A 25,523-nucleotide genomic window follows, 5' to 3' on the forward strand; every position below is an offset into this window, starting at 1 on the left:
CTCAGGCCGTCCCGCGCGCTGCACCTGGTGACATGACTGCTCTTTCGGTTCTCGACCTCATTCCCGTCCGCTCCGGCCAGAACTCCGGACAGGCGGTGGCCGCCGGGCTGTCGCTCGTGCGCACCGCCGAGCGGCTCGGCTTCACCCGCTACTGGGTGGCCGAGCACCACAACATGCCGGCCGTGGCCTCCACGTCGCCGTCGACGCTGATCGCGCACTTCGCCGCCCAGACGTCGCGCATCCGTCTGGGATCCGGCGGGGTGATGCTGCCGAACCACGCGCCGCTGGCCGTGGCCGAGCAGTTCGCGCTGCTGGAGGCCATGCACCCGGGCCGCATCGACCTGGGGCTCGGACGCGCTCCCGGTTCGGATCCGGTGACCGCCTACATGCTGCGCGGCCAGCGCGCCACGACGGATGCCGACCCGGCCGCGAGCTTCCCCACCGATGTCGAGACGGTCGCCGCGCTGCTCGGATCCGACCGCGCCGCCACCGAGGAGCCCTTCGCCTACGGCGACGACCAGCCCGCCGTGGCACTGAACATCCGCGGCCGCGCCTACGAACTGAAAGCCACCCCGAACGTGTCGACCGCCCCCGAGGTGTGGCTGCTCGGCTCGAGCGACTACAGCGCCGCGCTGGCGGCCTCGCTCGGCATGCCGTTCGTGTACGCCAACCACTTCGGGCAGTCGGGCATCGATCAGGCGCTCGCGCTGTACCGCAGCCGCTTCCAGCCCTCGGTGGCGCTGGAGGCCCCGAAGACGCTGCTCACGGTGAACATCTCGGTGGCCGAGAGCGACGAGCTCGCGCAGCTGCTCGCGCTGCCGCAGCTGATCATGATGGCGAGGCTCCGCACCGGGGGCGCACTCACCCCGCAGATGACGGTGGAGCAGGCCCGCGCGGTCGAGCTGACGGAGCTTGAGCAGCAGTCGATCCTCGACCAGTCCGGCCGCATGCTGATGGGCACCGCGGAGTCGGTGGAGGGGCGCATCCGTTCGCTCGCCGAGCAGTACGGGGTCGACGAGGTGATGGTGTCGCCCGCGAGCGCCGCCTTCGACGCCGACCCGCTCGACGCCACCCCCTCCCGTGAGCGCGCCCTCGAGCTGCTCGCCGCCCGTTTCCCCGAGCTCGCCGCCTGACCCCGACCGCGCGCGTCCCCGCCACCCACCCGCACGCGTCCCCTCCGCCCACCCGCGCGTGTCCCCGCCGCCCACCCGCGACTTGCCACAAGTTGTGGCAAGTGGGCGCTGAAGGCGGCGACTTCTGCCAAGTCGCCCCAGGCAAAGCGGCGACTTCTGCCAAGTCGCCGCTGGCTCCGAGCGCGCCCTGACTGCGACTTGCCACAAGTTGTGGCAAGTGACCGCGACATGCGGCGACTTCTGCCAAGTGGCCGCAGTCGCGGCGTCATCGCCTGCGACGGACGGGACGGGACGGACGGGCGGGGCGGACGGGACGGACAGGACAGGACAGGACGGGACGGGCGGACAGGACGGGCGGGCGTGGGTCAGCCGCAGCTGCGCAGGCTCTGCACGCTCGCGTCGAGCGAGGCGGGGCCGCCGAGCAGGGTGACGCGGTCGGCCTGGAAGCCGTTGAGGCTGAGGCGCACGGCCTGCGGCACGCAGTCGCCGTGCACCACGATCAGCGGCGCGCCGAGCGAGCCGGCGAGCGCCGAGCCGGCCAGCGCATCCGGGAAGTTCGCTCCGGTGGCGAAGAACACCCGCGAGCTCGTGTCGTAGGCGTCCTGGTTGATGTTCAGCGAGGCCTCGTAGCGGTCGGCGCCCGAGATGCGCGTCACGTTCGCGGAGCCGAACTGCGACTTGAGCGAGGCCAGCACTCCCGACGACACCGAGTTCGGGCCACCCGCCACGGTGACCTTCTTCACCCCGAGCGCCGTCAGCGCCGCGGAGGTGTCGGGGTCGATCGTGCCGGCCGATCCGTTCACCAGCACGACCGGCTTGCCGGCGTGACCTCCGGCGCCGCTCGCACTGAGGGCGTCGGGGAAGTTCGCTCCGGTGGCGACGTAGGCTCCGGATGCGCCGCCCGCCGACTTCGGGAAGGCGTACGCCGCCACGTTCCGCGACACCTCGTAGCGATCGGCACCGCCGAGGCGCACGATCGTGACCCCGGGGCGGAGGCTCGTGAGCTGCGCTTCGACCGCCGGCGAGACCGAGTTCGGGCCGCCGACGATCACGACGGTCGCCAGCTTCGTGTCGTCCGTGATCGCGGATGCCACGACATCCGGGAGCGCGTCGGCCTGCGTCAGCAGCAGCGGCGCGCTCTTCTCGACCGCGGCCGGTCCGGCCGAGAGCGCGTCGGCGTAGCCCGCGCCGTTCGCCAGGAAGACCGTCGAACTGCCCGACGGGTACGCCTCCTCGGCGATCGCGGCCGAGACGGCGAAGCGGTCGGCGCCCTGCAGGCGGTCGACGTCGATGTGCGGGTAGCCGAACCAGTCGGTGTAGATCACCCAGAAGTTGAGGTTGCCGTAGCTGGTGCAGGCATCCGGGCCCTTGTCCGGGTCGAGTGCATCGGCGTTCGGCGTGTAAGGCGTGTAGGCGTAGAGGGCGGCCGTGGCCTTGTTCTTGATGGTCACGCTGCCTGTTCCGCAGGCGGTGCCGGGCGCGTACTGGATGGCCGACGGGCTGCCGATCGGGTAGCGCGGCGAGATCTGGTAGTTCTTCAGCTGACGGGCCGCGTTGTAGACCTGGTTGGCGAAGCCCTTGTACGCGGGGTCGCACGGGGTACCGTCGTCGCGGCATTCGTAGCCCGTCGCGGCGTCGTAGGCGCCGTTCGTGGGAGCCGTCGCATCCACCACCTGCGACTCCTTCTGCACCAGCACGAGAAGCGCCCGCTGGCTCACACCGCAGGCCTTGCCGGCCTTCGTGATGATCGAGGCGGCCGACTCGGATGCGGCACCGGCGTAGGCGGTGCACTCCGCGTTGGCCGGTTGGCCGGTCGAGGGGAACGTCTTGCCGGAGATGCAGTTGCCGTTCGTGCACTCCGACGGGGGCGCCTGCGCGGTGAGGAAGGCCTGCACCTGGGCGGCGGTCATCGCCCCGCCGTCGTACATGTTGCCGTCGGTGATGATGTCGCCCGGGCGGAAGCTCGTGACGACCACGCCTTCGAGGTCGAAGTGCGGGTCGGGGAGTTCGGATGCGGACTCGGCCGGTTCTGAAGCGGGCTCCTGCTCGGGCGCGGGAGTCGAGGTCGCCGGGTCGGCCACGGGGGTCGCCGCCGCCGGGTCGGTCGCGGGCGTCGTCGAAGTCGACCGATTCGATGCGGGAGTCGAGGTCCCCTGGTCGGACGCGGCCGTCGAGGCAGCCGCGCCCGTCGAGGGCGTCGAACCGGCCGTCGGCGTCGGCTCGGGCGTGGCCGCCGAGGCCCCCGCCGCTCCCCCGAACAGCACCCCCGCGACGAGCGCGCCCGCCATCGCCACCGCTGCGGCACTGCGGATCAACCCGGTCCGCCCGATCGTCTTCGACTCAGCCATCCGGCGATGCTACCCCCACGGCCCGGAGATTCGATCGGAATCAGATGAACACCTGTCGACGAATGTCGGGCCGGCCGGGGAGAACGATTGTTCCGTTACGGTGGAGTGGTGCCGTCCACCGCCGCCGCCGCATCCGCCGCCCTCGTCGTCGAGCCCGTGGTGAGAGCGTCACCGGCCCGCGAGCGGCTGCTCGGTGTGGCCTCCGACCTGTTCTACCGCGAGGGCATCCACCGGGTCGGTATGGACCGCCTCCTCGCCGAGGCCGGCGTGACCCGCGCCACGATGTACCGCCACTTCAGCGGCAAAGAAGCACTGGTGGCCGCCTACCTCGAACGCGAAGACGCGCTGGCCCGGGCCGGTTTCGCGGCCCGGCATCCGGAGTCGGCCGACGAGCTGATCGAGTGGGTCGCCGACGACGTCGCCGGCACCCACCCCCGCGGCTGCCCTTTCATCAACGCCGCCGCCGAATACCCCGACCCCGACAGCGCCGTGCGCCGGATCGTGCGCGGGCACCGGGCCTGGTTCCGCGAGACGGTGACGCGGGTGCTCGAGAAGACACCGGTTCCGGATGCGACGGCCGCCGCCGACGCCCTGGTGCTGTTGCGCGACGCCGCCCTCGTCGGCTGCTCCCTCGACGGCCCCGCGGTGGCCCGCCCCGCCTTCGTGGCGACCGCCCGCCGCCTCCTCGCCCCCTGACGCACCCACCGCACCGCCGACCCGGCACTTCGTCCCGCTTTCGCGCCCGCATAACGGGACGAACTGCCGGGTCGGCGGCGGGGAGCGGGAGCGCGCCTCAGAAGTGCGTGATGCCGTACACCGGAGCGGTCGGGGTCAGCAGCGTGCGCAAGCGTGCGAGGGCGCCCGGGGTGCGCTCGCGCAGCAGTCCGGCGGCGCGCAGCATCGTGGGGTCGAATCCGCCCAGGTACACCGAGGCGAGCGCCGAGGCGTCCAGCTCGATGTCCGGCTCGGCATCGGCTTCGACGGTCACGGCTCCGCGGCCATCCGCCACCCGCAGGCGATGCACCCCCGAGGCGTAGCCGAGGGCATCCGTCACCCCGAGCACGATCTCGCCGGCGACCTCGGGCAGGTATCCGCGCGCCTGGAAGGCGGCCGGCAGGTCGAGCACGCGCAGCCAGAGCCAATCGTCCAGGCTCGTGGTCTTGAGCAGCCGCCAGTCGGCGAGCGCCCAGCGCAGCGGATCCTCGACCGGCGCGAACGCGTGCGTGACCTTCTCGACCAGGTCGATCGAGCCGAGCAGCTGCCAGAGCCCCAGGTAGGCGTCGTCGTTCTGCGCCACGAGGTCGACCACCTCGACGGTGCGCGGTGTCGACTCCCAGCCCTTAAAGCGGTACGACACGTAGCCGTCGATGCGGCCGGCATCGTCGCGGTGCACGGCCGCGCGCACGGCGCGATCCTCCTCGGGGTCGTCGCCCTCGCTGTCCAGGCCCGCGACCAGGCGCCAGTAACGGGTCTGGCGATCGACGGATCCGGGGTTGAGGGCGTGGAACCCCGCGAAGACGGTGGGCGCGATGGTCGTCAGCTCGGCCGCGGCGATCAGCTCGCAGCTCCCGGCGGGCTCGCCGAGCAGCCGGAAGCGCTGGTCGGTGGCGACCTCGACGGCGTGCACGGCCGTGGCCACGCCGAACCCGAAGCGCCGGTAGATGGTGGCCTCCGTCGCGGTCAGCGCGGCCAGCGCGTAGCCGTCGGCGTGCGCGCGGTGCAGGTCGGCCGTCATCATCTCGCGCAGGATGCCGCGGCGGCGGTCGGTCGGTCGCACGGTCACCGACGAGATCAGATGCGCCCGCAGCGGCACGTCCCCGCCGACGTTGACGGTGCGTTCGTAGGAGGCGAAGGTCGCGACCGGGAGCGCGGCGAGCGAGGCGGTTCCGGATGCGCCGGAGGTTCCGGATGCGCCGTGGGTTCCGGATGCGCCGTGGGTTACGGATGCGTCGGGAGTACCGGATGCGCCGGGGGCGGTGTCCCGGCGGAAGACGCCGGTGAGCATCCGGCCGTCCGCCGCCATGTTGGCCGCGGCGAGGTCGATCCGCTTTGCGAGCGGGCGGGGCTCGAGGAAGCCGAGGGTCTCGGCCTCGAACCAGGCGCGGGTGGCGTCGTCGGCCACCCCGTCCGGGGCGGCGGCGGCGAAGGTGCGGAACTCGTAGTCGTCGGTGGTGCTCATGCCTCAACGCTACCCAGCCCGCACGCCCGGCGGCGGGGTGCGGAGCGCAAGGGGCTCAGTCGCCGCGCCCGCGGAGGGCGTCCTGCTCGCGCTGGCGGCGCGCCTTCGAGACCCAGCCGGCCACCGCGCCGACGGGCACGCGCAGGGCGCCCGCCACCCGGTCGATCGGCTTGCCGGCGTCGAGCACGGCGGCCACGGCGAGTTCTTCGACGCTGGAGAAGCGGCCGTACGACGCCGAACTCGAGGCGGGCCGCGGATCGACGGCGGCCGCGCGGGCCCCCGCTCCCGCCGCCGCCCGTGCCACCGCGGGAAGGGCGCGCTTCGGGGGAACACCGCGGGTCGGGCTGAGCGGTGTGACGGGGGAACCGGCCGCCGATCCGGAACCACCCGCCGATCCCGAACCGGGGGCGGATGCGGAATCAAGGGCCGATCCGGACCCGAGGGTCGATGCGGAACCACCCGCCGATCCGGAACCGAGGGCCGATGCGGTCGGCGACCCGCCGGACGGTGACGCTGGTCTCCCCCGCCCACCGACCGCCACCCTCGGTGACGACGACACGGCAGGAGCCGGAGCAGACCCCACCGCCGCCACTTCCGGAGTACGGGAGGTCACCGCATCCGGAACCAGACCCACGTCCGCGCTCACGGCCACAGCCGCAGCCACGTCCGCGTCCGCGTTCACGCCCACAGCCGCCGCCACGCCCATGTCCGCGTTCACGCCCACAGCCGTAGCCACCCGCACATCCGCATCCGCGTCTACGTCCACGTCCGCATCCAGCGCGGAGACCGCCCCCACCCGCGCGCGCTCGTACTTCTGCTTCTCGGCCTGCGCGAGCGCGATCGTGGCCGACTCCACCAGATCACGGATGCGGCGCTGCCGCCGCGCCCGGTAGAACACGAACGCGATGCCCACCACCGGGATGATCAGCAACATCCCCCAGAGCAGGGCGAGCGGATGCGCCTCGATCCAGAGCAGCACCTCCCAGCGCTCGGTCCAGCCGGAGTCGGTGTTCGACAGGGCGGTCACGTCATCGGCGCCGTCGCGCTGGGCGATCGCCGAGGGCCCCGCGCCCGTGAGCGTGTTCCCCTCCGCCCGGGCGGAGGTGTGCGGCCCCTCGAACACGATCCCGTCGCCCGGATCCACCGCGATCGTGTTGCCCGTCACCTCGCTCTGCGAATCGCGCAGGTAGAGGCCGACCGTCTTCTGGCTCACCTCGTTGCCGGCGAACACCACCGAGCCCACGGTCGACACCCAGGCGCCGCCCGAGGCGTTGGCCGAGAGCGTGGAGTCGGTCACGCTCAGCCCCCACGAGTTCTCGACCGGGTACCCTGCCGAGTTCTCCCCGTCGGCCCGCGGCGAGCCGTCGAACCGCAGTCCGTAGGAGCCGCTGCGGGTGAGCGTGCTGCCCGAGATGCTCACCTCGCCCGCGCCCTGGCGCACGTTCACGCCGCTCGAGCCGGATCCGATCACCGTGCTCCCCGTGATGGCGGTGCCGACCGTTCCGCCGCCGATCTCGATGCCCTGGCGGGCGGCATTGCGGATGGTCGAGTCGCTCACGACGACATCCTGAGCCCTGGCCAGGTAGAGACCGATGTGCAGGTCGGAGAACGTGGAGTGCGCGATCGTGCCGGTGGCCGCCATCACGCTGCTGCCGGTGAGGGCGAAACCGCCCGTGCGCCCGCTGTAGAAGCCGAGGTCGGCGAAGTCGGCGTAGTCCGTGGCCACCGTGCCCTCGTGCACGCGGATGTAGGCGCGCCCGTCGCGGAGGTCGGTGTCGGCGGCGCCGGCCGCCTCGTCCCAGGAGGTGAACGCGATCGGGGCCGCCTCGGCTCCGGTGATGCGCAGCACGCCGCCCCACACCACGAGCGGCGCGAAGCCGCCCGCGCCGCTGGCCATCCGGAGCGTGAGGCCGGCGCCGTCGAGGTCGAGCTCGGCTCCGCGCGCCACGAACACGGTCTTGCCCATCAGCAGCGTGCGGTCGTCGACCCGGGTCACGGCGCCGAGCGACACGAGGTCGGCGAGCGTGTACGCCCCCGGCTTGGCGCCGAGCACCACGACCGTGCCGGCGGCTGCGGCGTCGAGCGCGCCGCCGCGGGCGATCAGCGCCCAGCGCGCGTCGTTGGCCTGCACGAGGTCGCCCTGCTTCTGCTCGTCGGCGTCGACCGGATACGGCGCGAGCGTCGAGCTGGGCCGCGCGGCCGCCTCGGCTTCGCGCAGGGCCAGGATGGCGGCGGCATCGCCCGAGACGGGCGTGACGGCCGCGGTCGCCGCCGACGTCGCGCTCGCAGCCGCGGCATCCGCCGGTTCCGGAGCGACGCCCGCCGCGCCCGCCGCCACCACGGCATCCGCCTCGCCCGTCGCCGTCGCCGCCGGCGCGGGCGCGGCCGCCGGAGCGGCGTCGGGCGCCTCGGGCAGCAGTCCGTCGAGGCCCGATCCGATCCCGCCGAGGAACGCGCTCACCCGTGCGGGCACCCCGTTCGACACCGCCACGGTCGCCCCGAGCCCGGCCACGATCATCACGGCCACCACGAGCCGGATCGCGAACCGCCGCCCGCCGCCGATCGTATCGCCGCGCTCCTCCGCCGTGAGCCCGCCGTCGCGTTCCCCGCGCTCCTCCGACGCGCGCATCAGGCGTCCTGCCCCACGGGAGCCGACGACGTCACGATCGACGAACCCGGCCCGCCCGAGGCATCCAGAACCGGCGCAGTCACCGAGCCCACAGAATCCGGGGCCGCATCCGCAGCAGCCGAAGCCGCCGCCGCATCCGCACCCGCTTCCGCACCCGCATCCGCACCCGCCCCCGCGTGCAGGCTCGACTCCCGCTGCCCCTCCCCGCCCACCGAGTCGGCCGAGCGCGTCAGCCACCCCTGCGTGTTCATCGTGAACAGCGCGAACAGCTTGATCGGCAGCGCCACGAGCATGGTGATCACGGCCACCAGCGGCAGGATCACGATGTCCTCCGGCCGACGCCACAGGTGCGAGATGCCCCGGATGCCCCGCCCCACCAGCACCCACAGCAGCGCCACCCCGAACGCCAGAAGCGGAAACGGCGCGGTCAGCGCGTGGAACACGTACGCGATGGCGATGAACATGCTGATCGGTGTGAACAGGATCTGCATCACCGTGATCTGCGAGATGAACGGCACCCGGAAGATCCAGCCCCGCCGGATCGCGGTCAGATAGCACCGGTACGAGTTGCGGCTCCACCGCACCCGCTGCTTCACGAACGCCTGGAACGTCTCGGGGAACATCGACAGCGCCCGCGCCGAATCCTGATGCGTCACCCGGTAGCCCTCCGAGAGCACCAGCCAGGTCAGCCGCCCGTCGTCACCGGCCACGCACTCCTTGCCCAGAAAGATCTCGTGCTCGAGGTCGGGCAGCTTCGGCAGGATGATCTCGCGGCGGTACGCGCTCGTGCGCCCCGAGGCGCAGATCACGCCGCCGAAGCGCCCCATCGCCGGCGCGTAGTCGTAGTAGCGCTGGTCGATGATCCAGTCGGCCACCCGCCGCCACACGCTGGTCTTCGGCAGGTACACGTTCTGCCGCGTGCTCACGGCTCCCACGGCGGCGTCGACGAACGGCATCTGGATGGCGTCGTGCATGCCGTCCTCCCAGGCCGTGTCGGAATCGACCAGGATGACGAGCTCGGTGTCGGCCGCGCGGATGCCCACACCCAGCGCGCTGCGTTTACCCCGGTGCCGGAACATGATGACGTCGACATCCGGATGCCCGAGCTCGCCGAGCCGCCGCTCGGCCTCGGTGTCGGCCACGTCGAGCACGATCACGATGCGCGACGGCCCCTGCCGCCGCCAGGTCTCGAGGCACCGCAGCAGCACCTCGGGGTCTTCGCGGTACGAGGGCACCACCACGGTCGTCGTGGTGCGGTACTCGTTCACCACGGGGCTGGTCGAGGCCGAGATCACCTTGCGCACCAGCCAGAAGCTCCACGACACGATCCCGAACACGCCGAAGGGCAGCAGCCAGAGAAGGGATCGGCCGAAGTCGTCGAGGAACGACGAAAGGTCGCTGGGCATCGGGTGCCGCCTGCCTTTCGGGCACTGGTGTCGGGAGCGGTGCGGGAGGTGGTGCCGGGTACGGGTGGGATGGCGCACGGGTGGGAAGGCGCACGGATGCGCCGGACGGCACGGATGCGCGGGGTGGCGCACGGGAGCGTCGGCTGGAGCGGGTCGGGATCCCGGCGGACCGGGTGAGCCCGGGGATTCCGTGTTCAGCATATAGACGACGACCCGTGCCGCGGGGGATGCGCGCGCCCCCCGTTCTGGGGCGCACCCGGGGCTTTGTAGGCTGGGGTCATGGTGACGCCGGGGCGATCGACCGCCCGCGCGGCGCGGCTCTCCGCCGTCGTCGCGGCATCCCTCGCCCTCGTGTCCGCCGTCTCCGGATGCTCGTCACCGTCGCCCGAGGTCCCCACCTCGTCGTCGCCGCCGGCCGCCTGCCCGTCCGGAACCGCCGTCGGCACCTCCGCAGAGCTGCAGAACGCCCTCGACTCGGCCACGGCCGGAGACGTGCTGGTGCTGACCGACGGCCGCTACGAGGGCTCGTTCACCATCCGCTCGCAGGGCTCCCCCGACGAGCCGATCACCCTGTGCGGCGGCCCCGGCGCGGTGCTCGACGGCGGCCCGGTCGACAGCGGCTACACCCTGCATCTCGACGGCGCGTCGAACTGGAGGCTCGAGGGCTTCTCGGTCATCGGCGGCCAGAAGGGCGTGATGCTCGATGCCTCCTCGCACAACGAGCTGACCGGTCTCGCCGTCTCCGCGGTCGGCGACGAGGGCGTCCACCTGCGCACCGGCAGCAGCGACAACCTGCTCGCGGGGGTATCGGTGTCGAACACCGGCCTCCGCAGGCCCGACTTCGGCGAGGGCGTCTACATCGGCAGCGCCGAGAGCAACTGGTGCGATCTCACCGCGTGCGCTCCGGATGCCAGCGACCACAACCGCCTGGTCGGCGCCACCATCAGCGGCACCACGGCCGAGGCGATCGATGTGAAGGAGGGCACGACCGGCGGGGAACTCTCCGGCAACACCCTCGACGGCGCCGCCATCACGGAGGCCGACTCGCTGATCGACGTCAAGGGCACGGGCTGGCGCATCACGGGTAACACGGGCACGGCCGCGCCGGGCGACGGCGCGCAGGTGCACGTGATCGTCGAGGGCTCCGGATCGGCCAACGTCTTCTCGGCCAACACCTTCGCGGTGGCCGCCGACGGATACGGGGTGCAGCTCGCCGGCGACGCCCGCTCGGCGGGCAACACCGTCTCGTGCGACAACGTCGCGACGGTCGACGGAGTGGCCGAGCCCGCGTTCGTGACGAACATCGCCTGCACCCGCTGACGAGCGGGCATCCCGCACGCTAGCCTCGGCTGCATGAGCGACTTCAACACCATGATCATCGAGCAGTTCCGGGCCAACGGCGGCTACGTCGAGGCCAACGGCTTCGGCTCGCGCCTCCTGCTCGTGCACTCGATCGGCGCCAGGTCGGGCCAGGCCCGCATCAGCCCGCTGATGGCCCTGGCGCAAGGCGACGGATCGTGGCTGATCGCCGCGTCGAAGGCCGGCGCTCCCGACAACCCGGCCTGGTACGCGAACCTGCTCGCGCATCCGGAGACCGAGGTCGAGGTGCCGACCGCCACCCACGGCCCCGTTCCGGGAGGCGCCGTCGACACGGTGGCGGTGCGCGCCGTGTCGCTCGAGGGCGAGGCCCGCGATGCGGCCTGGGCGCAGTTCACCGCGGCGGCCCCGGGCTTCGCCGACTACCAGGAGAGGGCGGGCGACCGGGTCATCCCGGTCGTGCAGCTCATCCCCCGCTGAACCGCCCGTTAAACGTTGGTGGAGAGGGCCGAAGCCCTCCCCACGCAGAATCGTAGCAAGTCGCAGGCGTGTTCGCCAATCAGCGTGTGAGCAACCCGGCCCGCTCCGGATGCTCGTCGAACCACTTGCCGACGTACCAGCACATCGGCACGATCCGGTAGGGCGTGGTCGACTCCACGTCGTCGACGGCGAAGGCCACGATCTCGCCCGCGTAGCCGTGACCGCGCTGCTTGGGATCGGTGAAGGTGTGCGTGAACGAGATGGCGTTCTCGTTCTGCACGTAGTCGACCGCGCTCACCAGAGCACCGTCGACACGGAGGGCGTACCGACGCGCATCCGCGTCGTGGGAGAATTCGCGTGCCATATTCCGACCCTACGCCCGGTCTCAGCCCGCGAGCACCTCATCGCGCCAGCGCCCCGAGTCCCCGTCGCGGCGGAATTCGCGGCGTTCGCTGCCGATGCCGCGGCCGGCCGTCCAGGCCGTCACCCGCAGCGGCTGCACGCCGTAGCCCACCCACCACACGGGGCGGGCGAGCGAGGCGTCCGGATGCGCCGCGTCGAACTCGGCCCAGCGCCGCTCGCGCTCGGGGCGCGGCCGGCGCACCAGGTCGTCGTCGTTCAGCCAGCCGAGCAGCCGTAGGTAGCGCGAGCGGGCGGCCCAGGCGCGGTCGGCCTCCTCGTCGCCGCTCAGCCGGGCGACGCCGGCCACCACGAGCTGGCGGCCGGCATCGGGCCAGGCGAGCGTCAGCGACACCGCCGCGTTCGCGTCCAGCTGCGCGCACTTGCGGGAGCGCGCATCGGTGTGGAAGTACAGGGTACCGGCCTCGTCGACGCCGCTGAGCAGCAGGGAGCGGGCATCCGGCAGCCCATCGAGGCCGATCGTGCCCACCGTCATCAACGGCGGATGGGCCGGGTACCCCAGACCGCACCAGTCGCGCAGCAGCCCGAGCGGGCCGGCCGGGTCGGATGCGCCGAGCGGGCCGGCACCCGGATGCGCGGCGTCCCCGGTCACGCGGCGACCCCGGGCTGCTCCGGGAACTTGCCGGGGTTCAGGATGCCCGCGGGATCCGTGTCCCGCGCCAGCCTCCGCAGTTCGTCGGGTCGCGAGTCGATCACCCAGGAGTGGCAGTCGTGCGAGCCGATCCCGGCCGCCGTCAGCGTCTGGATCGCGGCGGCGATGTCGCCCGGCGCGCGATACGGCAGCACGAGTGCGCCGAAATGCACCGAATGCCCGTACTCGAGGTGCAGGTGCGCTTCGGGGAACAGCGCCCGGATGCGCTCGGGGTCGTCGATCACGACGTCGCCGAACACCTCGAGGTGGAAGTACTCGCCGGTGTGAGAACGCAGGAACCACCACGCCGGGTGGTTGTAGGCGAGCATGCTCATCTTGAGCGCGTCGGCTGCCCCGGGCTTGGCCACGACGACGCTCCCGCCGTGCTCGGCCACGATGCGCTCGGCCGCCTCGAGCACGCTCGCGTCGACGATCGTGCGCAGGCTCACGACTCCGGCAGGCAGGGCCTCGTCGCGCGGCAGGGCGTCGGCGATCACCGCGTCGTCGGCCGAGACCAGCTTGGGGGCCGGATGCAGCGTGCCGAGCCCGCGGAACGCCGAACCGGCCGCGGCGAGTGTGTCGAATCGCGCGTACACCGCCACCCAGGCGGGCTCCGGATGCAGGCGCACCGTCGCCCGCACGATCACGCCGAGCACGCCGAAGCTGTGCAGGTAGGGGACCGCGTCGGCGCCCTCCACCCGCACGATGCGCGCATCCTCGACCGCGTGCACGACGTCGAGCGCGAGCACGAAGCCCTGCCGGGTGTTGCCGTACGCGATCGTGCCGGCCCCGGCCGAACCGCCGGCGAGGAAGCCGCCGAGCGAGCTCTGCACGGTCGAGGGGATGACGGTGAGCTCCTGCCCCTCGCGGCGGGCGGCTTTGTCGAGGTCGAGCAGCCGCGCACCTGCTTCGGCGGTGATCGAACCCTCCTGCACGGCCACGACGGCGGTGAGGCGGCGCAGGTCGAGCACGATGCCGCCGTGCAGCGGGATGCCCTGGCCGTAGTTGCCGGTGCCCCTCCCCCTCGTGGTGAGCGGGATGCCGTGGCGCACCGCCGCGGAGACGATCACCGGTACCTCCTCCACCCGGGTGGGCGTGATCACCACGTCGGCGAGGCCGAGTGGGAGCTGCGCGGCCAGCAGCGGAGACATCGCCGCCTCGTCGACCGAGGCTTTGCGGCGCGCGGCCTCGTCAGTGCTGATCGTGGCGGGGTCGATCGCCTCCGGTCCCGTACCCTCACGGAGCTCCTGGATCAGGGCGTCGATCCGTGTCGTCTCGACGGTCGCAAGCGGACTGCTCATCGGGGTCACCTTCTTCGGGCGGCGATGGCCGCATGGGAAATGTTACTAATACTGACATTAGTCGACGTCGTGTGTCGTCGAAGGCCGGACAGCGCCGATCAGGGGTAGTGGATCATCAGCACGGTGGCGAGCGTGTCACCCACCGAGCGGTAGCGGTGGAGCATGCCGCCCGGGCAGCTCACCGTCTGACCCGCTTTGAGCAGCAGCGACGTGGCCGTGGCCGATCCCTTCGACCGCATCTCGAACTCGATCTCGCCCGAGACCACGTAGACGAACTCGGGGCGGTCGTGCTCGAAGAACTCGCCCAGCTCGCGCGGCAGGTTCGAGAACTCGGTGATGTCGAGCTGGTCGCCGGCGTGCATCAGCAGCTGCACCCGCGCCTTGCCCGAGGTCTCGAAGCCCTCCCCGGAGCGGACTCCGGCGGGCGTGCCGACGGGCACCGGGGCATCCGAACGGCTGGGGCGTCCCTCGCCGTGACCGGCGGACGACCCTCCGGCGGCATCGTCGCCGTGCCCGGAGGCCGCGGCGATCAGTTCCTCCTGCGTGCTCTCCAGCGCCTGGGCGATGGAGAACAGCGAGCGCATGCTGGCGCGGGTCTTTCCGCGCTCGAGCTGACTGAGGAACGAGTGCGACAGCCCCGTGCGCCCCGACACCTCCACGAGACTGAGGGCGAGCTCCTTGCGGCGCCGTCGGATGGTCGAGCCGAGTTCGACGGAGAACCCGTCGGCGTCCACGGACAGGGAGGATGCGTTCATGCGGCCCCTCGTTCAAGCTGGCACTGCATCGATGACAGTGTGATCAACATTATTGTGGGTGCATGACCTCCGAAGCCAGCACCCCGCCCGCCGTGTCGACCGCCGCCTCGACGGTCGCCGACTGGGCCGGCGGTCTCGCCGAGCCCGTGCCGAACCCCGGGGGCGGTGCGGCGGCCGGCGTGATGCTGTCGATCGCGGCCGCCCTGCTGTCGATGGTGGCCGGCTACACCGAGCCGGCCGACGGCGAGCGCCGGGCCGAGCTCGCGGGCCTCGAGAGCCGGGCCGTCGCACTGCGCGAAGAGGCGCTGCGGCTGGCCGACGCCGACGCCGAGGCCTCCCGCGCCTTCGCCTTCGCGTACCGGCTGCCGGCGGGCGCCGAGCGCGACGAGGCCATCCGCACGGCGAGCATCGCGGCGGCGGTGTCGGCCGCCCGGCTCGGCGACCGTGCCGTCGAGGCGGTTCCGGATGCCGAGTGGCTGGCCGAGTGGGGCAACCCGGCGCTCATCGCCGATGTGGCGGTGGCGGGGGCGTCGCTGCGCGCGGCGGTCTCCAGCGCCCGCACGAACGTGGGTGTCGATCTGGTGGCGCTGCTCGGCCTCGGCGACGACCGCGACACCATCCGGGCGGCGCATCCGGAGCTCTGGGGCACCATCCCGGCCTACGACCAGGCCATCGAGCGCATCGACCGCCTGATCGCAGGGCTCGACGCGCGGGTCGTCGCCACGCACGTCTGAGGCGAGCCGAGCGGATCCGCCGAGGACGCACCACGCCGCATCGCCACCGCAGGCGTTCTGAGCCGGCGCGCGCACTCAGGCTCCCCCGCCGAGCTCGTGGCCGATCAGCGCGAGCGCGCGGGCGAACTCCTCTTCCTGGCCGAGGCGCGCGCCACCAGCCGCCACCACGCCCGAGACGCCGTCGAGGGCGAGCAGCTTCTGCCCGAGGTCGACGGATGCCCGAACCCCCGCCATGAACGGATCCGAGGCCTCGAGGATGCTCTCCACGTACCAGTTCGGCAGGATGGCGGCGGCGAACGAGGCCAGCACGCGCGCGCCCTCGTGGTCGATCACGACCGGGATACCCGGGAAGAACGGCATGGTGCCGCCGGCCTCGCGGGTCTCGGCGATGAAGTCGGCGAGCTCGGAGACCTCGCCGGAGTACTGGGGCAGACACAGCTGCGCTCCGGCATGCTCCTTCTGCACGAGCCGCGGCGCGCGACGGGCGGCCGGAGGCGAGGCCGGCGACTCGGCCACCGAGGCGAGCAGTCCGAGCCGGCGCGCGAGCGGCACCAGCTTCGTTCCCTCGAGGTCGAACACGGGCTTGGCATCCGGCCGGTCGCCGGTGTCGGTGTGGTCTCCGGTCACACAGTGCACGGCGGCCACCCCCGCCTCGGCGAGCGCCGCGAGCTCCCCCTCGAGGGCGACGCGGTTGCGGTCGCGGCAGTTGACGCCGAGCCACGCCCGCAGGCCGTTCTGCCGGATCAGCTCCGCCCGGTACGAGGGCGGGAACTGCACCCGCGCCCGCCCCGAGTCGCCCGAGAGCACGGCGTCGACCGACCCGCGCAGGATGTCGGCGCAGGCCCGGATCGACGAGGAGTCCATCGGCCGGGCGGGCAGCCCCGTCACGATCACGGGCCGCTCCGCCATGATCGCCAGCAGCTCGCGCCCCGCGGCGGTCGACACCTCGGCCGTCGCCGGCGCCGAAGCTGCTGCTGCCGGGGCCCCAACCCCGACAGCAGCAGCGGTCCCCGCATCCGGAGCCGCAGCATCCGTCAGCGAAATCGAGTCGTCCGACGCCGACGGCCAGCGCACCGTCGGCTCGGGCAGGAAGACGCACGCCCCCGCCGCCACTTCGCAGCGCCCGTCGGGCTCCACGCCGCCGCACGGCCCGTACGTCATGTGCTTCGGGCAAGCCTCCAGCCGGCGGCCGGCACCCACCAGCAGCTCAGTGCTCGACACGGTCGCGCGCCCCGGGTCGCATCACGAGCTCGAACACGGTGCTGCGCAGGTCGGCGAACTCGGGCAGCCGCTTGGTCGCCACCTGTTCGCGCGGTGCCGGCAGGTCGATCCGCAGGTCCCGGATGACCCGGCCGGGGTTCGCGGCCAGCACGAGCACCCGGTCGGCGAGGTACACCGACTCGTCGATGTCGTGGGTCACCAGCGCCACCGTCACGTCGTACTCGTCGCGGATGCGCAGCACGAGGTCTTCGAGGTCGGCGCGGGTCTGCGCGTCGACGGCCGCGAACGGCTCGTCCATCAGCAGCACCTTCGGTTCGGCCACCACCGCGCGGGCGATCGCCACGCGCTGCTGCATGCCGCCCGACATCTGCCAGGGGTACGACTTCTCGTGCCCGGCCAGACCCACGTTGTGCAACGCGCGCTCGATCCGCTCGTCGAGCACCGCCTTCGGCAGCCGTTGCGACACGGCCGCCATGGCGAGGTTGCGCTTGACGGTCATCCACGGGAACAGCGAGCGGCCGTAGTCCTGGAACACCACGCCCACGCCGTAGGCCGGCCCGTCGACCACCTTCTCGTCGAGCAGGATGCGCCCACCGGTCGAGGGAAGCAGCCCCGCCATCATCATCAGCAGAGTGCTCTTGCCGCAGCCCGAGGGGCCGACGATCGACACGAACTCGTTCTGCGCGATCGTGAAGCTGGTCTCCTCGAGCGCGAGCTTGCGCGAGGCGCCGGAGCCGTAGCTCTTGGTGATCCGGTCGACGGTGATGTCCATGAGAGTCCTTGGGGTGAGGCGGGGATCAGAGGTCGGCGAGGCCGGTGCGGCGCTGCCAGCGCAGCACGCGGCGCTCGAGCAGGTCGAACAGCACGTTGATGGCGATGCCGAGCAGGGCGATCAGCACGAACGCCGACCACATCTGCTTGTAGCGGAAGGTCTGCTGGTACAGCGCCACGTCGTGCCCGAGCCCGGCCGTGGTGGCGTAGAGCTCGGCGACGATCATCAGGATGAGCGCGAAGCTCACGCTGATCCGCAGCCCTGCGAAGATGTGCGGGCTGGCGGCGGGCAGGATGACCCGGCGGTAGAGCGTCCATCTCGGCAGGTGCAGGCTGCGGGCCGAGCGCACCCAGTCGGGGTTCACCCCGGCCACGCCGTCGGCGGTGTTCACGGTGATCAGCCACACGGTGCCGAAGCAGATCAGGAAGATGTTCATGCCCTCGGTCACGCCGAAGAACTGCAGCGCGATCGGCAGCAGCGCCGCGTTCGGAACCGACATCCAGAACCGGATGACCGGGCTGTACATCATCCGGGCGATGGGGCTGCGACCGAGGGCGAAGCCGATCACGAGGCCGAAGACCACGGCCAGACCCCAGCCGCGGGCGAGGCGGGAGAGGCTGATCGGCACGCTGGCCCAGAACTGCTCGCTGAGGAAGAGGGTGGCGGGGTCGCCGCTCCACCAGTCCTCGGCGAACTGGGTCATGACCACCGAGAACGGCGGGAAGAACACCGAGGGGGCCACCCGGCCCACGACCTCCCAGGCCACCAGCAGAAGGGCGAGGATCCAGAGCGAGGAGATCGGGCGCAGCACCCGGCGCGCGAAGCCCCGTCCGGCGCGGGGGCGGGCGCGATCCGGGGCGGGCGTGGGGACGGAGGCCTCCGGAGACGAGGAGGACGGGCTCAGAACGGCGCTAGACAAGATGGATCCGATCGATCGTCGCCTTCTCCACCACGGAGATCCCGGCGTAGACGAGCATGCCGACCAGTCCGATCAGCGTGATGCAGGCGTAGGCGGTGTCGATCTGCAGCGCCTGCTGGTAGCGCACCAGCACGAGGCCGACACCCGACTTGGCACCGAGCAGCTCGGCACTGATGATGACCACGAGCGAGATCCCGGATGCCACGCGGATGCCGGTGACGATCGAGGGCGTCGCCGAGGGCAGCACGAGCATCCCGTAGCGGCGCCACCACGACCAGTGCATCGAGCGGGCCGCATCCGTGCGCATCGGCTCGGTGCCGACCACGCCGTAGATGGTGCTGATCAGGATGACCGGGAACACGGCGTAGATGGAGACGGCGATCTTCATGGTCACCCCGAGGCCGAACAGCAGGATGGCCACCGGGATGAGCGCGGTCGACGGGATCGAGCGCAGCGCGTTCACGGCCACCATCGCCGGCCGGGACAGCCACGGCACGGTGCCGAGGATGAGCCCCAGGATGATCGCGGCGACGGTCGAGAGCGACAGCGCGGCCAGCCAGGAGCCGAGGGTGTCTCCCATGCCGGCGTAGAAGGCGGGGTCGGCGAGCACGACCGGCAGGCTCGCCGCCACGGAGAGCGGTGACGGGAGCGACTGCTCCGACACCCATCCGGCACCGACGATCAGCGCCCACACCGCGACGCCCGTGGCCGCGCCCAGAACGCCGAAGACGATCGGGGCGAGCCGGCGGCCCATCGCGGAGCGGATGTCGTCGGCGCCGTCCGCGGCGGCGAACCAGGTGGTCACTCGGCGCGGGCCAGGGTCGGCAGCACGGCGTCGACGTCGGTGTCGCCGATGGCGTCGGCGTCGACCAGCAGGTCGACCAGCGAGGTCACGGCGGCGGCGTCGAGCTGGCCGACGTACGTGGGCTCGGCGCTGGCGGCGAGGTCGGCGGCGGTCGAACCGCAGGCCGCGGCCGTCACCTCGAAGCGGTCGGTGTCGTTGGCCTCGTCGTTGGCCGAGGCCGCGACCTCGGTCATCGCCTGGGCGAAGGAGGCGGCGGCGGTCTCGTTCTCGGAGATCCAGGAGGCGTTGGCCACGTAGAACGAGGTCGGGATCTCGCCCACCCCGTCGAAGAACGGGTTGCCGAGCGAGCGCACGGTGCCGGCGTCGTGCGCGGAGGCGGCCTGGGAGGCGCCCACCTCGGCCGACTGCACGGTGCCGTTCACCACGCTGGTCACCTGGTCGGCGAAGGGCACGGCCACGAAGCTGGCGGTCGCGCCGTCGCCCTCGTCGGCGATCCAGGCGGCGGTGAGGATCTCGGCCAGGCCGCCCAGGGCGTTCAGCGCCACGGTGGTGCCGTCGAGGTCGGCCGCGGTCTGCACGGGCGAGTCGGTGGCCACGATCAGCTCGTTCGAGGTCTCGTTCGAGAGCGAGTTGCCCGAGACGATGTTGAGGTCGACCCCGCCGTCGATGGCCTGCAGGCTGGTCAGCGGGTTGGCGTAGGCCACGTCGATCTCACCGGCCTGCAGGGCCGAGACGCCGGCGGCGCCGGACTGCACGGTGGTGAGCTCCACCTCGAGGCCGTGGTCGGCGAAGATGCCCTGGTCGATGCCCCACACGATCGGGTCGTCGCAGAAGCCGAGTGTGCTGACACGGATGGTGCTGACGCCGCCGGCCGTGGTGCCGCTCGTGGCCGGTGCGGCCTCGGAGCCACTCGAGCAGGCGGTGAGGAACAGGGCGGATGCGGCGACGAGCGCGCCGGCGCCGTAGACGAGGGGGGATCTGGTGGGCATGGAGGTCTCCGATCGGGACAGGGCAGGGAATGTAACGCTCACTTACATTTCTTCACCCTATGTTCGTGATGTTTCCATTGCGTGTCGGAATCCGCGCCCAATGTAACCGTGGCGTGACGAAATCCCGGTTCAGCCCACCGAGAGCCGCGAAGCCGCCTCCGCCATGGCGGCCGCGTAGTCCACCTCGCCGCCGCGGGTGGCGCCTCCCGACATGCACACGCCCCGCACGCCGTCGACCTCCAGGTAGCGCAGCGCCAGGTCGACCGCCGCGGCGATGCCGGCCTCGCGCCGGTCTTCGCTGCCCATGATGCGCTCGAGGTAGCCGGGTGGGAGCAGGTGCGAGGGCAGGCCGGTCATGATGGCGGCGCTCCCCTCGTCGATCATCAGCGGTACGCACACCACGGCGGGCGCGGGTGCGCCGAGGCGCCCCGCCTCGGCGAGGAAGTCCCGCACGATCGTCGGCCCGGAGTTGATGTTGAGGAAGGCGATGTCGGCTCCGGCCGCGTACTTCTGCGCGAAGCGCTGCGGGCGGATCGCGACGGGCTCCGACTCGGGCGACTCGGCCACCGAGATGGTGAGCCCCCTCGCGCGCGCCAGCGACGTCAGCTCGGTCGAGTCGAGGTCGAACACGGGCATCGCATCCGGTCGTCGGCCGAGGGCCGGATGATCGCCGGTCACGCAGTGCACCGCCGAGACGCCCGCGTCGGCGAGCGCCGCCAGCTCACCCTCGAGGGCCACCCGGTTGCGGTCGCGGCAGTTCACGCTGCACCACACCGTGAGCCCGAGCGAGCGCAGCATCTGGGTGCGGAAGGCGGGCGGGTACTGCACGCGTACGCTCGGCGGTTCGCCGATGAGCACCGCGTCGACCCAGCCCACGAGGGCGCGGGCTCCGGCCTCGACCGTGGGCCGGCTGGGGTCGCGGATGGGGAAGTCGCTCATCACGATCGGCCGGCTGCGCATCAGGGCGAGCAGGTCGGTGCCCTCCTGCCGCCTCGGCGCGGGCAGGGGCATCAGCGATCGCTGGCCCGGCCGGTCGATGCCCGACCACGGGCGTGGTGCCGAGTCGAGGAAGACGCACGGATGCGGCGCCACCTCGCAGGTGCCGTCGGGGTGCACGCCGCCGCACGGCCCGTAATCCATGGCCTTGGGGCAGACGAATGCCGCGCTTGTGCTCACGCTCGTGCTCCTTCGCGGGTCGGGCGTTCCGGCGTGAAGCGCACGATCTCCTCGAGCGCCGTGGCGAACTGCCGCACGGTCGCGTCGAACAGCTCCTTTCCGCGCTCGGCCGTGGCCCCGGTGGGGTCGCCGATCGTGCCGTCGGTGCCGAAGTCGTCGCTCAGCCAGCCGATCGTCACGGGCTTGGAGTGGATGCCGAGGGTCGTCCAGCCCTGCAGCGAGTCGGGCACGCTGCGACGCCCGCGCTCGAGGTGCACGAGCTCGGGCCGCAGGTGCAGCATCACCGAGGTCTCGGCGAAGCCGGCATGGATGCCGAGCCCACACTCGTCGGGCCCGGTCACGCCGTCGCCTCCCGGCAGTCGCAGCCCGCCGAGGAAGGTCTGCAGCCCAAAACGGCGGCGCAGCTCGCGGGCCGCGGTGCCGAGCAAGGGCACGTTGCCGCCGTGCCCGTTCACGAACAGCAGCTTGCGGGCCGGGGTGGTGGCGAGCGAGCGGCCGATCCCGGTCAGCGTGTCCAGCAGCGTCTCGGCCGTGAGCCAGAGGGTGCCGGCTGCCCAGTCGTGCTCGTCCGACTTCGCGTAGGCGAGGGCGGGCAGCAGCCAGGCATCGACGCCGTCGGCGGAGGCCTGCGCCACGGCGGCCGCGGCCACCTCCTCCGCCATCACGAGGTCGGTCGAGAGCGGCAGGTGCGGGCCGTGCTGCTCGAGCGCGCCCACCGGAAGCACGAACACCGAGTCCTCACCGAGCCGCTCCCGCACCTCGGGTGCGGTGAGGTCGACGAAGCGGCGGCTCGTCGGTGCGATGCCGGTCATGCGGTCCTCCTGGTCTCGGATGCGAGGTCGGTGTCCCCGGCACCCTGCCACAGTCGCTCGACGACGGTGTGGCGGCGACTCACCAGCCGCCCGCGCCGGATCACCAGCCGATCGGCAGGCGCCTCGGCGATCGCCCCCGCGATGCTCGTCGCGCGCACCGCCACCAGGTCGGCGACCTGCCCCACCGCGGTGCCGGCATCCGCAAGCCCCATCGCCCGGCGCGATCCGGTGCTCACCACGCTCCAGGCCTCCTCGGGGTCGAGGTGCCCGGCCACGGTGAGCAGCATGGCGGTCTCGAACGGGTCCGACCGGCCGAGCGGATTGAACGGATCGCGCACGTTGTCGCCTCCCGCCCCGAGCACGGCGCCCTGGTCGAGCAGTGCCCGCAGCGGCGGGAGCCCGCGCGGGGTCGCGATCTCGTCGTGCCGGCCCTGCAGGTAGAGGTTGGTCTGCGGGAGCGTGACGATGCCGATGCCCGCGTCCCGGGCCGCGCGGATGAGGCGATCGCGCTCCGGCGGCTCGAGAGTGCCGAGCCGCACGCAGTGCCCGGCGGTGGCGTGTCCGCCGATCCGCTCGGGCCATGCTGCGGCCACGAGCTCGGCGTACAACCCGAGCGTCGGTTCGCTCCGCAGGTCTTCGTCGACGTGCAGGTCGATGCCCACACCGAAGCGCTGGGCCAGCCCGACGAGCCGCCGGGTCTGGGCCACCGGATCGGGCGAGAGGTGCGGAGCCCCGCCGAGCAGGTCGACTCCGGCGCCGATCGCGGCCTCGATCGTCTCGTCGCTCGCCGCGTGGGTGCTGAGCGCCACGAGCTGCAGGTCGAGCACCCCGTCCAGCTCGCGGCGCAGGCGCACGAGGGCCCGGATCGCGCGGAGCGGATCCTCCCCCTCGATCAGGCTGACGTGGCTCCGGATGGCGGTGCTCCCGTTCTCCGCCAGAGCCAGGACGGCCCGCCGAGCGCGCTCCAGGATGTCGCACTCGGAGGCCTCCCGCTGGAACGCCGCGAACGATGTGATGGCGGCCCGCAGGTCGCCTGCGGGCGGCCGCACGGCATCCCAGCTGAACGCCTTGTCGAGGTGGGCGTGCGCGTCGGCCGCGGCCGGCAGCACGAGCATCCCGTCGAGCTCGATCCGCTCCATCCCCGCCTCTGCGACTTTGCCGAGCCCGCTCCCGGCCGGAGTCACCCGCTGCACGACCCCGTCGCTCACGACGATGTCCGCGGCGCTCCCATTCGGCAGCAACCCTCCGGCCAAAACACTTGTCACTGACATTCACGCCCAAAATGTTGATGAAGTTTACATTCATCACCTTAGGTCTCCCGTATTTCACGCGTGTAACGCGCGCCGCACGGTGATTGCACGCCTCACGTCGACGCCGTAGGCTGATTGTCAGACAGTCCGTTCACCCTACGTAGGTGGTCGTCGGCATGTTTCGAACAGCGAGGTTCACATGAATACTGCCCACGTGATCGTGGTGGGAGCCGGCCCGGTCGGTCTCCTGTCGGCGCTGGCGCTCGCGCGCGCAGGTGTAGAGGTGACCGTGCTGGAGCGCGACACGCACCTCAACGACTCGCCTCGGGCGGCGGTCTACCACTGGTGCGTGCTGGAGGTGCTGGAGAAGTTCGAAGTGCGCCAAGACGCCGAGGCGGAGGGCGTGATCGTGCGCGGCAACACCTTCCACCGCCCCTCCACCGGCGAGAGCGTGCAGATCAGCCAGACCGCGATCGAAGGCGTGGTGCCTTACCCCTACAACCTCAACCTCGGGCAGGACAGGCTCGGCCAGATCTGCCTCAACCACCTCTCCCGCCTGCCGAACGCCACCGTGCGCTGGGGTGACGGCGTCGTAGCCGTGAGTCAGGATGCCGACGGACCGGTCGAAGACGGGGCATCCGGCGGCGTCACCGTCACCCTCGAGTCCGGTGGCACGCTGACGGCGGACTGGCTGATCGGCGCCGACGGCGGTCGCAGCTCCGTGCGCAAGGCGCTGGGGCTCGACTTCCCGGGCTTCACCTGGGACGACCGCTTCGTGGCCACGAACATCCGTTTCGATTTCGAGGCCTACGGCTACGGCCGCGCGAACATGGTGATGGATGCCGAGCTCGGCTGCATCGTGGCCCTGCTCGACCGGGAGGGGCTCTGGCGCGTCACCTTCGCCGAGAGCGACGACCTGCCCGAGGCCGGCATCCCCGACCGCATCGACGCCTTCATGCAGGCCTTCCTGCCCGGCGACAAGCAGTACGAGCTGGTGCAGTTCTCGCCGTACCACATGCACCAGCGTTCGGCGGAGAGCTATCGTGTGGGCCGGGTGCTGCTGGCCGGTGATGCCGCACACCTCACCAACCCCACCGGGGCGATGGGCCTGACCAGCGGTGTGTTCGACGTGGAGCTTCTCGTCGACCGCCTCCTCGCGGTGATCGCCGGCGACGCCTCCGCCGCCGCTCTCGATGACTACGCCGACCGTCGCCGCACCGCGTTTCTGGACAACGCCTCACCCACCGCGACCCGCTTCAAGAACCTGGTCTACGGCGGCGTCCAGGCCGACATCGACGAAGCCTTCGAGCTCTACCAGCGAGTCGAGCGAGACCCCGAGGCCTCCCGCGACTTCTTCCTCGGAGTGCAGTCCCTGCGCGAGCCCGAGTTCCGAAGCGTCCCGCTGTAGCCCGTCTCCGCTATGGCCGGTCTCCGCTGTGGCCCGTCTCCGCCGTGGCCCGTCTCCGCTGTGGCCCGTCCCTGCGCTGGCCCGCCCCCGCGCTGGCCCATCTCCGCGCTACTCGTCGGTGGGCTGCGCCTCAGCCGCAGCCCGCTTCTGTGCCTTGTACCTCTTCCGAGCCTCCCACGCCTGTGCAATGCCGAGACACGCCCAGGCGAAGGGCAGGAGCCACCGCCACCCCACCTCGTCCGGATCCCCGACCATCACAGCCGCGCTCAACCCCGCCACGACGAAGAAGCCGACCGAGATCGAGGCCACGGCCTTCCAGCTCAACCCACCCCGCGGAACAACCATCCGATCCCCCAATCGCCAGCAACCCTATCCGCCCTGCCGTGGCCCTGCCCAGCTCGCCTGGTGGGCGGCCCGGGCCCGCTGCGGCAGCTTCACCCCCAGAGGTGCCACCTCGACGCCAGGGCCAGCCCGGCTACGACGACGAGCACCAACCCCGCAATCCAGCCCAAAGCGACCCGCGACCCCCTGTTCACCGGTAGTCCTTCTTCGTGTGCCGCAGCACGTGGACTCCGGCAAGCGCGAACCCGGCACCCGTGACGGTCACGAGGATGCGACCCGCACCTTCGCGGTAGGAGCCATCACCCACCGGCGCCATCCGATCGAGCCAGTCCCGCCCGCGCCCCGACTCCAGCCGATCCCCCATACGCACCGACAGTACGCCGATCCGCCCGCATGCAGCACTCCCGCCGAACCCACGCGCGACAGCGCCGATGTGGGTACCCGAAGACAACAGTGCCCCTGGATAGACGTGAACTCTCAGTCCGGGTCAAGAACG

23 protein-coding genes are annotated in these 25,523 nt (G+C 72.0%); 6 read left to right on the forward strand and 17 right to left on the reverse strand.

From position 1 onward, the window contains the following. Positions 1–32 precede the first annotated feature (32 nt). Positions 33–1,133 (forward strand): LLM class flavin-dependent oxidoreductase, encoded by a 1,101-nt coding sequence (locus tag ACN4JJ_RS11100; RefSeq protein ID WP_440709973.1) that lies wholly within the window; start codon positions 33–35, stop codon positions 1,131–1,133. 365 nt (positions 1,134–1,498) lie between these two features. Here ACN4JJ_RS11100 and ACN4JJ_RS11105 read toward each other — a convergent pair whose 3' ends face one another. Beyond that, positions 1,499–3,481 (reverse strand): cell wall-binding repeat-containing protein, encoded by a 1,983-nt coding sequence (locus ACN4JJ_RS11105; protein ID WP_440709974.1) that lies wholly within the window; start codon positions 3,479–3,481, stop codon positions 1,499–1,501. 108 nt (positions 3,482–3,589) lie between these two features. On the opposite strand from ACN4JJ_RS11105, the gene ACN4JJ_RS11110 reads away from it, so the two are divergent. Then, positions 3,590–4,177, forward strand: coding sequence for a TetR/AcrR family transcriptional regulator (locus tag ACN4JJ_RS11110; protein ID WP_440709975.1), 588 nt, complete (start codon positions 3,590–3,592; stop codon positions 4,175–4,177). Between the two features lie 97 nt (positions 4,178–4,274). Here ACN4JJ_RS11110 and ACN4JJ_RS11115 read toward each other — a convergent pair whose 3' ends face one another. From ACN4JJ_RS11115 to ACN4JJ_RS11125, 3 genes are read right to left on the reverse strand one after another with little or no spacing between them, the layout of a single operon-like run. Continuing rightward, positions 4,275–5,660 (reverse strand): GNAT family N-acetyltransferase, encoded by a 1,386-nt coding sequence (locus ACN4JJ_RS11115; protein ID WP_440709976.1) that lies wholly within the window; start codon positions 5,658–5,660, stop codon positions 4,275–4,277. Between the two features lie 55 nt (positions 5,661–5,715). Next, entirely contained in the window at positions 5,716–8,289 is a 2,574-nt protein-coding gene (locus ACN4JJ_RS11120; RefSeq protein ID WP_440709977.1) for a right-handed parallel beta-helix repeat-containing protein, read from the reverse strand. Then, entirely contained in the window at positions 8,289–9,695 is a 1,407-nt protein-coding gene (locus ACN4JJ_RS11125; protein ID WP_440709978.1) for a glycosyltransferase, read from the reverse strand. The genes ACN4JJ_RS11120 and ACN4JJ_RS11125 overlap by 1 nt, the downstream gene beginning before the upstream one ends. 279 nt (positions 9,696–9,974) lie before the next feature. Here ACN4JJ_RS11125 and ACN4JJ_RS11130 point away from each other — a divergent pair, with 279 nt between their 5' ends. Together ACN4JJ_RS11130 and ACN4JJ_RS11135 are read left to right on the forward strand one after the other, a co-directional pair. Further along, positions 9,975–11,015 carry a right-handed parallel beta-helix repeat-containing protein gene (locus ACN4JJ_RS11130; RefSeq protein ID WP_440709979.1) on the forward strand — a complete coding sequence of 347 codons (1,041 nt, stop codon included), beginning with the start codon at positions 9,975–9,977 and terminating at the stop codon, positions 11,013–11,015. A 33-nt stretch (positions 11,016–11,048) separates the two neighbouring features. Continuing rightward, positions 11,049–11,492, forward strand: coding sequence for a nitroreductase/quinone reductase family protein (locus tag ACN4JJ_RS11135; protein ID WP_440709980.1), 444 nt, complete (start codon positions 11,049–11,051; stop codon positions 11,490–11,492). 79 nt (positions 11,493–11,571) lie between these two features. On the opposite strand, the gene ACN4JJ_RS11140 is transcribed toward ACN4JJ_RS11135, so the two are convergent. The 4 genes from ACN4JJ_RS11140 to ACN4JJ_RS11155 form a co-directional block, all read right to left on the reverse strand. Continuing rightward, positions 11,572–11,856, reverse strand: coding sequence for a GNAT family N-acetyltransferase (locus ACN4JJ_RS11140; protein ID WP_440709981.1), 285 nt, complete (start codon positions 11,854–11,856; stop codon positions 11,572–11,574). A gap of 21 nt (positions 11,857–11,877) precedes the next feature. Continuing rightward, positions 11,878–12,504, reverse strand: coding sequence for a pyridoxamine 5'-phosphate oxidase family protein (locus ACN4JJ_RS11145; protein ID WP_440709982.1), 627 nt, complete (start codon positions 12,502–12,504; stop codon positions 11,878–11,880). Further along, positions 12,501–13,844: an FAD-binding oxidoreductase gene (locus ACN4JJ_RS11150; RefSeq protein WP_440709983.1), complete on the reverse strand. Its 1,344-nt coding sequence runs from the start codon at positions 13,842–13,844 to the stop codon at positions 12,501–12,503. Before ACN4JJ_RS11150 ends, ACN4JJ_RS11145 begins: the two co-directional genes overlap by 4 nt. A gap of 98 nt (positions 13,845–13,942) precedes the next feature. After that, a complete protein-coding gene (locus tag ACN4JJ_RS11155; protein WP_440709984.1) occupies positions 13,943–14,599 on the reverse strand; it encodes a helix-turn-helix domain-containing protein in 657 nt (218 codons plus the stop codon). 62 nt (positions 14,600–14,661) lie between these two features. Here ACN4JJ_RS11155 and ACN4JJ_RS11160 point away from each other — a divergent pair, with 62 nt between their 5' ends. Continuing rightward, positions 14,662–15,333, forward strand: a complete 672-nt coding sequence (locus tag ACN4JJ_RS11160) for a cyclodeaminase/cyclohydrolase family protein (protein WP_440709985.1) — start codon at positions 14,662–14,664, stop codon at positions 15,331–15,333. Positions 15,334–15,408: 75 nt separating this feature from the next. Here ACN4JJ_RS11160 and ACN4JJ_RS11165 read toward each other — a convergent pair whose 3' ends face one another. The 8 genes from ACN4JJ_RS11165 to ACN4JJ_RS11200 all read right to left on the reverse strand — a co-directional run bounded on the left by ACN4JJ_RS11165 (position 15,409) and on the right by ACN4JJ_RS11200 (position 23,235). Further along, positions 15,409–16,554 (reverse strand): methylenetetrahydrofolate reductase C-terminal domain-containing protein, encoded by a 1,146-nt coding sequence (locus ACN4JJ_RS11165; protein WP_440709986.1) that lies wholly within the window; start codon positions 16,552–16,554, stop codon positions 15,409–15,411. Next, positions 16,541–17,326: an ABC transporter ATP-binding protein gene (locus ACN4JJ_RS11170; RefSeq protein ID WP_440709987.1), complete on the reverse strand. Its 786-nt coding sequence runs from the start codon at positions 17,324–17,326 to the stop codon at positions 16,541–16,543. Before ACN4JJ_RS11170 ends, ACN4JJ_RS11165 begins: the two co-directional genes overlap by 14 nt. Positions 17,327–17,351: 25 nt before the next feature. After that, positions 17,352–18,245, reverse strand: coding sequence for an ABC transporter permease (locus tag ACN4JJ_RS11175; RefSeq protein ID WP_440709988.1), 894 nt, complete (start codon positions 18,243–18,245; stop codon positions 17,352–17,354). Continuing rightward, entirely contained in the window at positions 18,238–19,050 is an 813-nt protein-coding gene (locus ACN4JJ_RS11180) for an ABC transporter permease (protein ID WP_440709989.1), read from the reverse strand. Before ACN4JJ_RS11180 ends, ACN4JJ_RS11175 begins: the two co-directional genes overlap by 8 nt. After that, positions 19,047–20,039: an ABC transporter substrate-binding protein gene (locus ACN4JJ_RS11185; RefSeq protein WP_440709990.1), complete on the reverse strand. Its 993-nt coding sequence runs from the start codon at positions 20,037–20,039 to the stop codon at positions 19,047–19,049. Before ACN4JJ_RS11185 ends, ACN4JJ_RS11180 begins: the two co-directional genes overlap by 4 nt. Positions 20,040–20,168: 129 nt before the next feature. Continuing rightward, positions 20,169–21,215 carry a methylenetetrahydrofolate reductase gene (locus tag ACN4JJ_RS11190; protein WP_440709991.1) on the reverse strand — a complete coding sequence of 349 codons (1,047 nt, stop codon included), beginning with the start codon at positions 21,213–21,215 and terminating at the stop codon, positions 20,169–20,171. Continuing rightward, on the reverse strand, positions 21,212–22,027 hold the full coding sequence (locus tag ACN4JJ_RS11195; protein WP_440709992.1) for a creatininase family protein: 816 nt from the start codon (positions 22,025–22,027) through the stop codon (positions 21,212–21,214). Before ACN4JJ_RS11195 ends, ACN4JJ_RS11190 begins: the two co-directional genes overlap by 4 nt. After that, positions 22,024–23,235 (reverse strand): amidohydrolase family protein, encoded by a 1,212-nt coding sequence (locus ACN4JJ_RS11200; RefSeq protein WP_440709993.1) that lies wholly within the window; start codon positions 23,233–23,235, stop codon positions 22,024–22,026. The genes ACN4JJ_RS11195 and ACN4JJ_RS11200 overlap by 4 nt, the downstream gene beginning before the upstream one ends. 241 nt (positions 23,236–23,476) lie before the next feature. Here ACN4JJ_RS11200 and ACN4JJ_RS11205 point away from each other — a divergent pair, with 241 nt between their 5' ends. Further along, positions 23,477–24,685, forward strand: coding sequence for an FAD-dependent oxidoreductase (locus ACN4JJ_RS11205; RefSeq protein WP_440709994.1), 1,209 nt, complete (start codon positions 23,477–23,479; stop codon positions 24,683–24,685). Positions 24,686–25,217: 532 nt separating this feature from the next. Here ACN4JJ_RS11205 and ACN4JJ_RS11210 read toward each other — a convergent pair. Beyond that, positions 25,218–25,391, reverse strand: coding sequence for a hypothetical protein (locus ACN4JJ_RS11210; protein ID WP_440709995.1), 174 nt, complete (start codon positions 25,389–25,391; stop codon positions 25,218–25,220). Positions 25,392–25,523 lie beyond the last annotated feature (132 nt).

Origin of the sequence: Herbiconiux dendrobii (genome assembly GCF_052048175.1) — a bacterium.
Lineage (GTDB): Bacteria > Actinomycetota > Actinomycetes > Actinomycetales > Microbacteriaceae > Herbiconiux.

Excerpts from the sequence above, each read along its gene's own strand:
- ACN4JJ_RS11105 (WP_440709974.1), bottom strand. The coding sequence starts at position 3,481 with ATGGCTGAGTCGAAGACGATCGGGCGGACCGGGTTGATCCGCAGTGCC.
- ACN4JJ_RS11195 (WP_440709992.1), bottom strand. The coding sequence starts at position 22,027 with ATGACCGGCATCGCACCGACGAGCCGCCGCTTCGTCGACCTCACCGCA.
- ACN4JJ_RS11205 (WP_440709994.1), top strand. The coding sequence starts at position 23,477 with ATGAATACTGCCCACGTGATCGTGGTGGGAGCCGGCCCGGTCGGTCTC.
- ACN4JJ_RS11155 (WP_440709984.1), bottom strand. The coding sequence starts at position 14,599 with ATGAACGCATCCTCCCTGTCCGTGGACGCCGACGGGTTCTCCGTCGAA.
- ACN4JJ_RS11115 (WP_440709976.1), bottom strand. The coding sequence starts at position 5,660 with ATGAGCACCACCGACGACTACGAGTTCCGCACCTTCGCCGCCGCCGCC.
- ACN4JJ_RS11120 (WP_440709977.1), bottom strand. The coding sequence starts at position 8,289 with ATGCGCGCGTCGGAGGAGCGCGGGGAACGCGACGGCGGGCTCACGGCG.
- ACN4JJ_RS11185 (WP_440709990.1), bottom strand. The coding sequence starts at position 20,039 with ATGCCCACCAGATCCCCCCTCGTCTACGGCGCCGGCGCGCTCGTCGCC.
- ACN4JJ_RS11150 (WP_440709983.1), bottom strand. The coding sequence starts at position 13,844 with ATGAGCAGTCCGCTTGCGACCGTCGAGACGACACGGATCGACGCCCTG.
- ACN4JJ_RS11160 (WP_440709985.1), top strand. The coding sequence starts at position 14,662 with ATGACCTCCGAAGCCAGCACCCCGCCCGCCGTGTCGACCGCCGCCTCG.
- ACN4JJ_RS11140 (WP_440709981.1), bottom strand. The coding sequence starts at position 11,856 with ATGGCACGCGAATTCTCCCACGACGCGGATGCGCGTCGGTACGCCCTC.
- ACN4JJ_RS11100 (WP_440709973.1), top strand. The coding sequence starts at position 33 with ATGACTGCTCTTTCGGTTCTCGACCTCATTCCCGTCCGCTCCGGCCAG.
- ACN4JJ_RS11130 (WP_440709979.1), top strand. The coding sequence starts at position 9,975 with ATGGTGACGCCGGGGCGATCGACCGCCCGCGCGGCGCGGCTCTCCGCC.
- ACN4JJ_RS11210 (WP_440709995.1), bottom strand. The coding sequence starts at position 25,391 with ATGGGGGATCGGCTGGAGTCGGGGCGCGGGCGGGACTGGCTCGATCGG.
- ACN4JJ_RS11125 (WP_440709978.1), bottom strand. The coding sequence starts at position 9,695 with ATGCCCAGCGACCTTTCGTCGTTCCTCGACGACTTCGGCCGATCCCTT.
- ACN4JJ_RS11170 (WP_440709987.1), bottom strand. The coding sequence starts at position 17,326 with ATGGACATCACCGTCGACCGGATCACCAAGAGCTACGGCTCCGGCGCC.
- ACN4JJ_RS11135 (WP_440709980.1), top strand. The coding sequence starts at position 11,049 with ATGAGCGACTTCAACACCATGATCATCGAGCAGTTCCGGGCCAACGGC.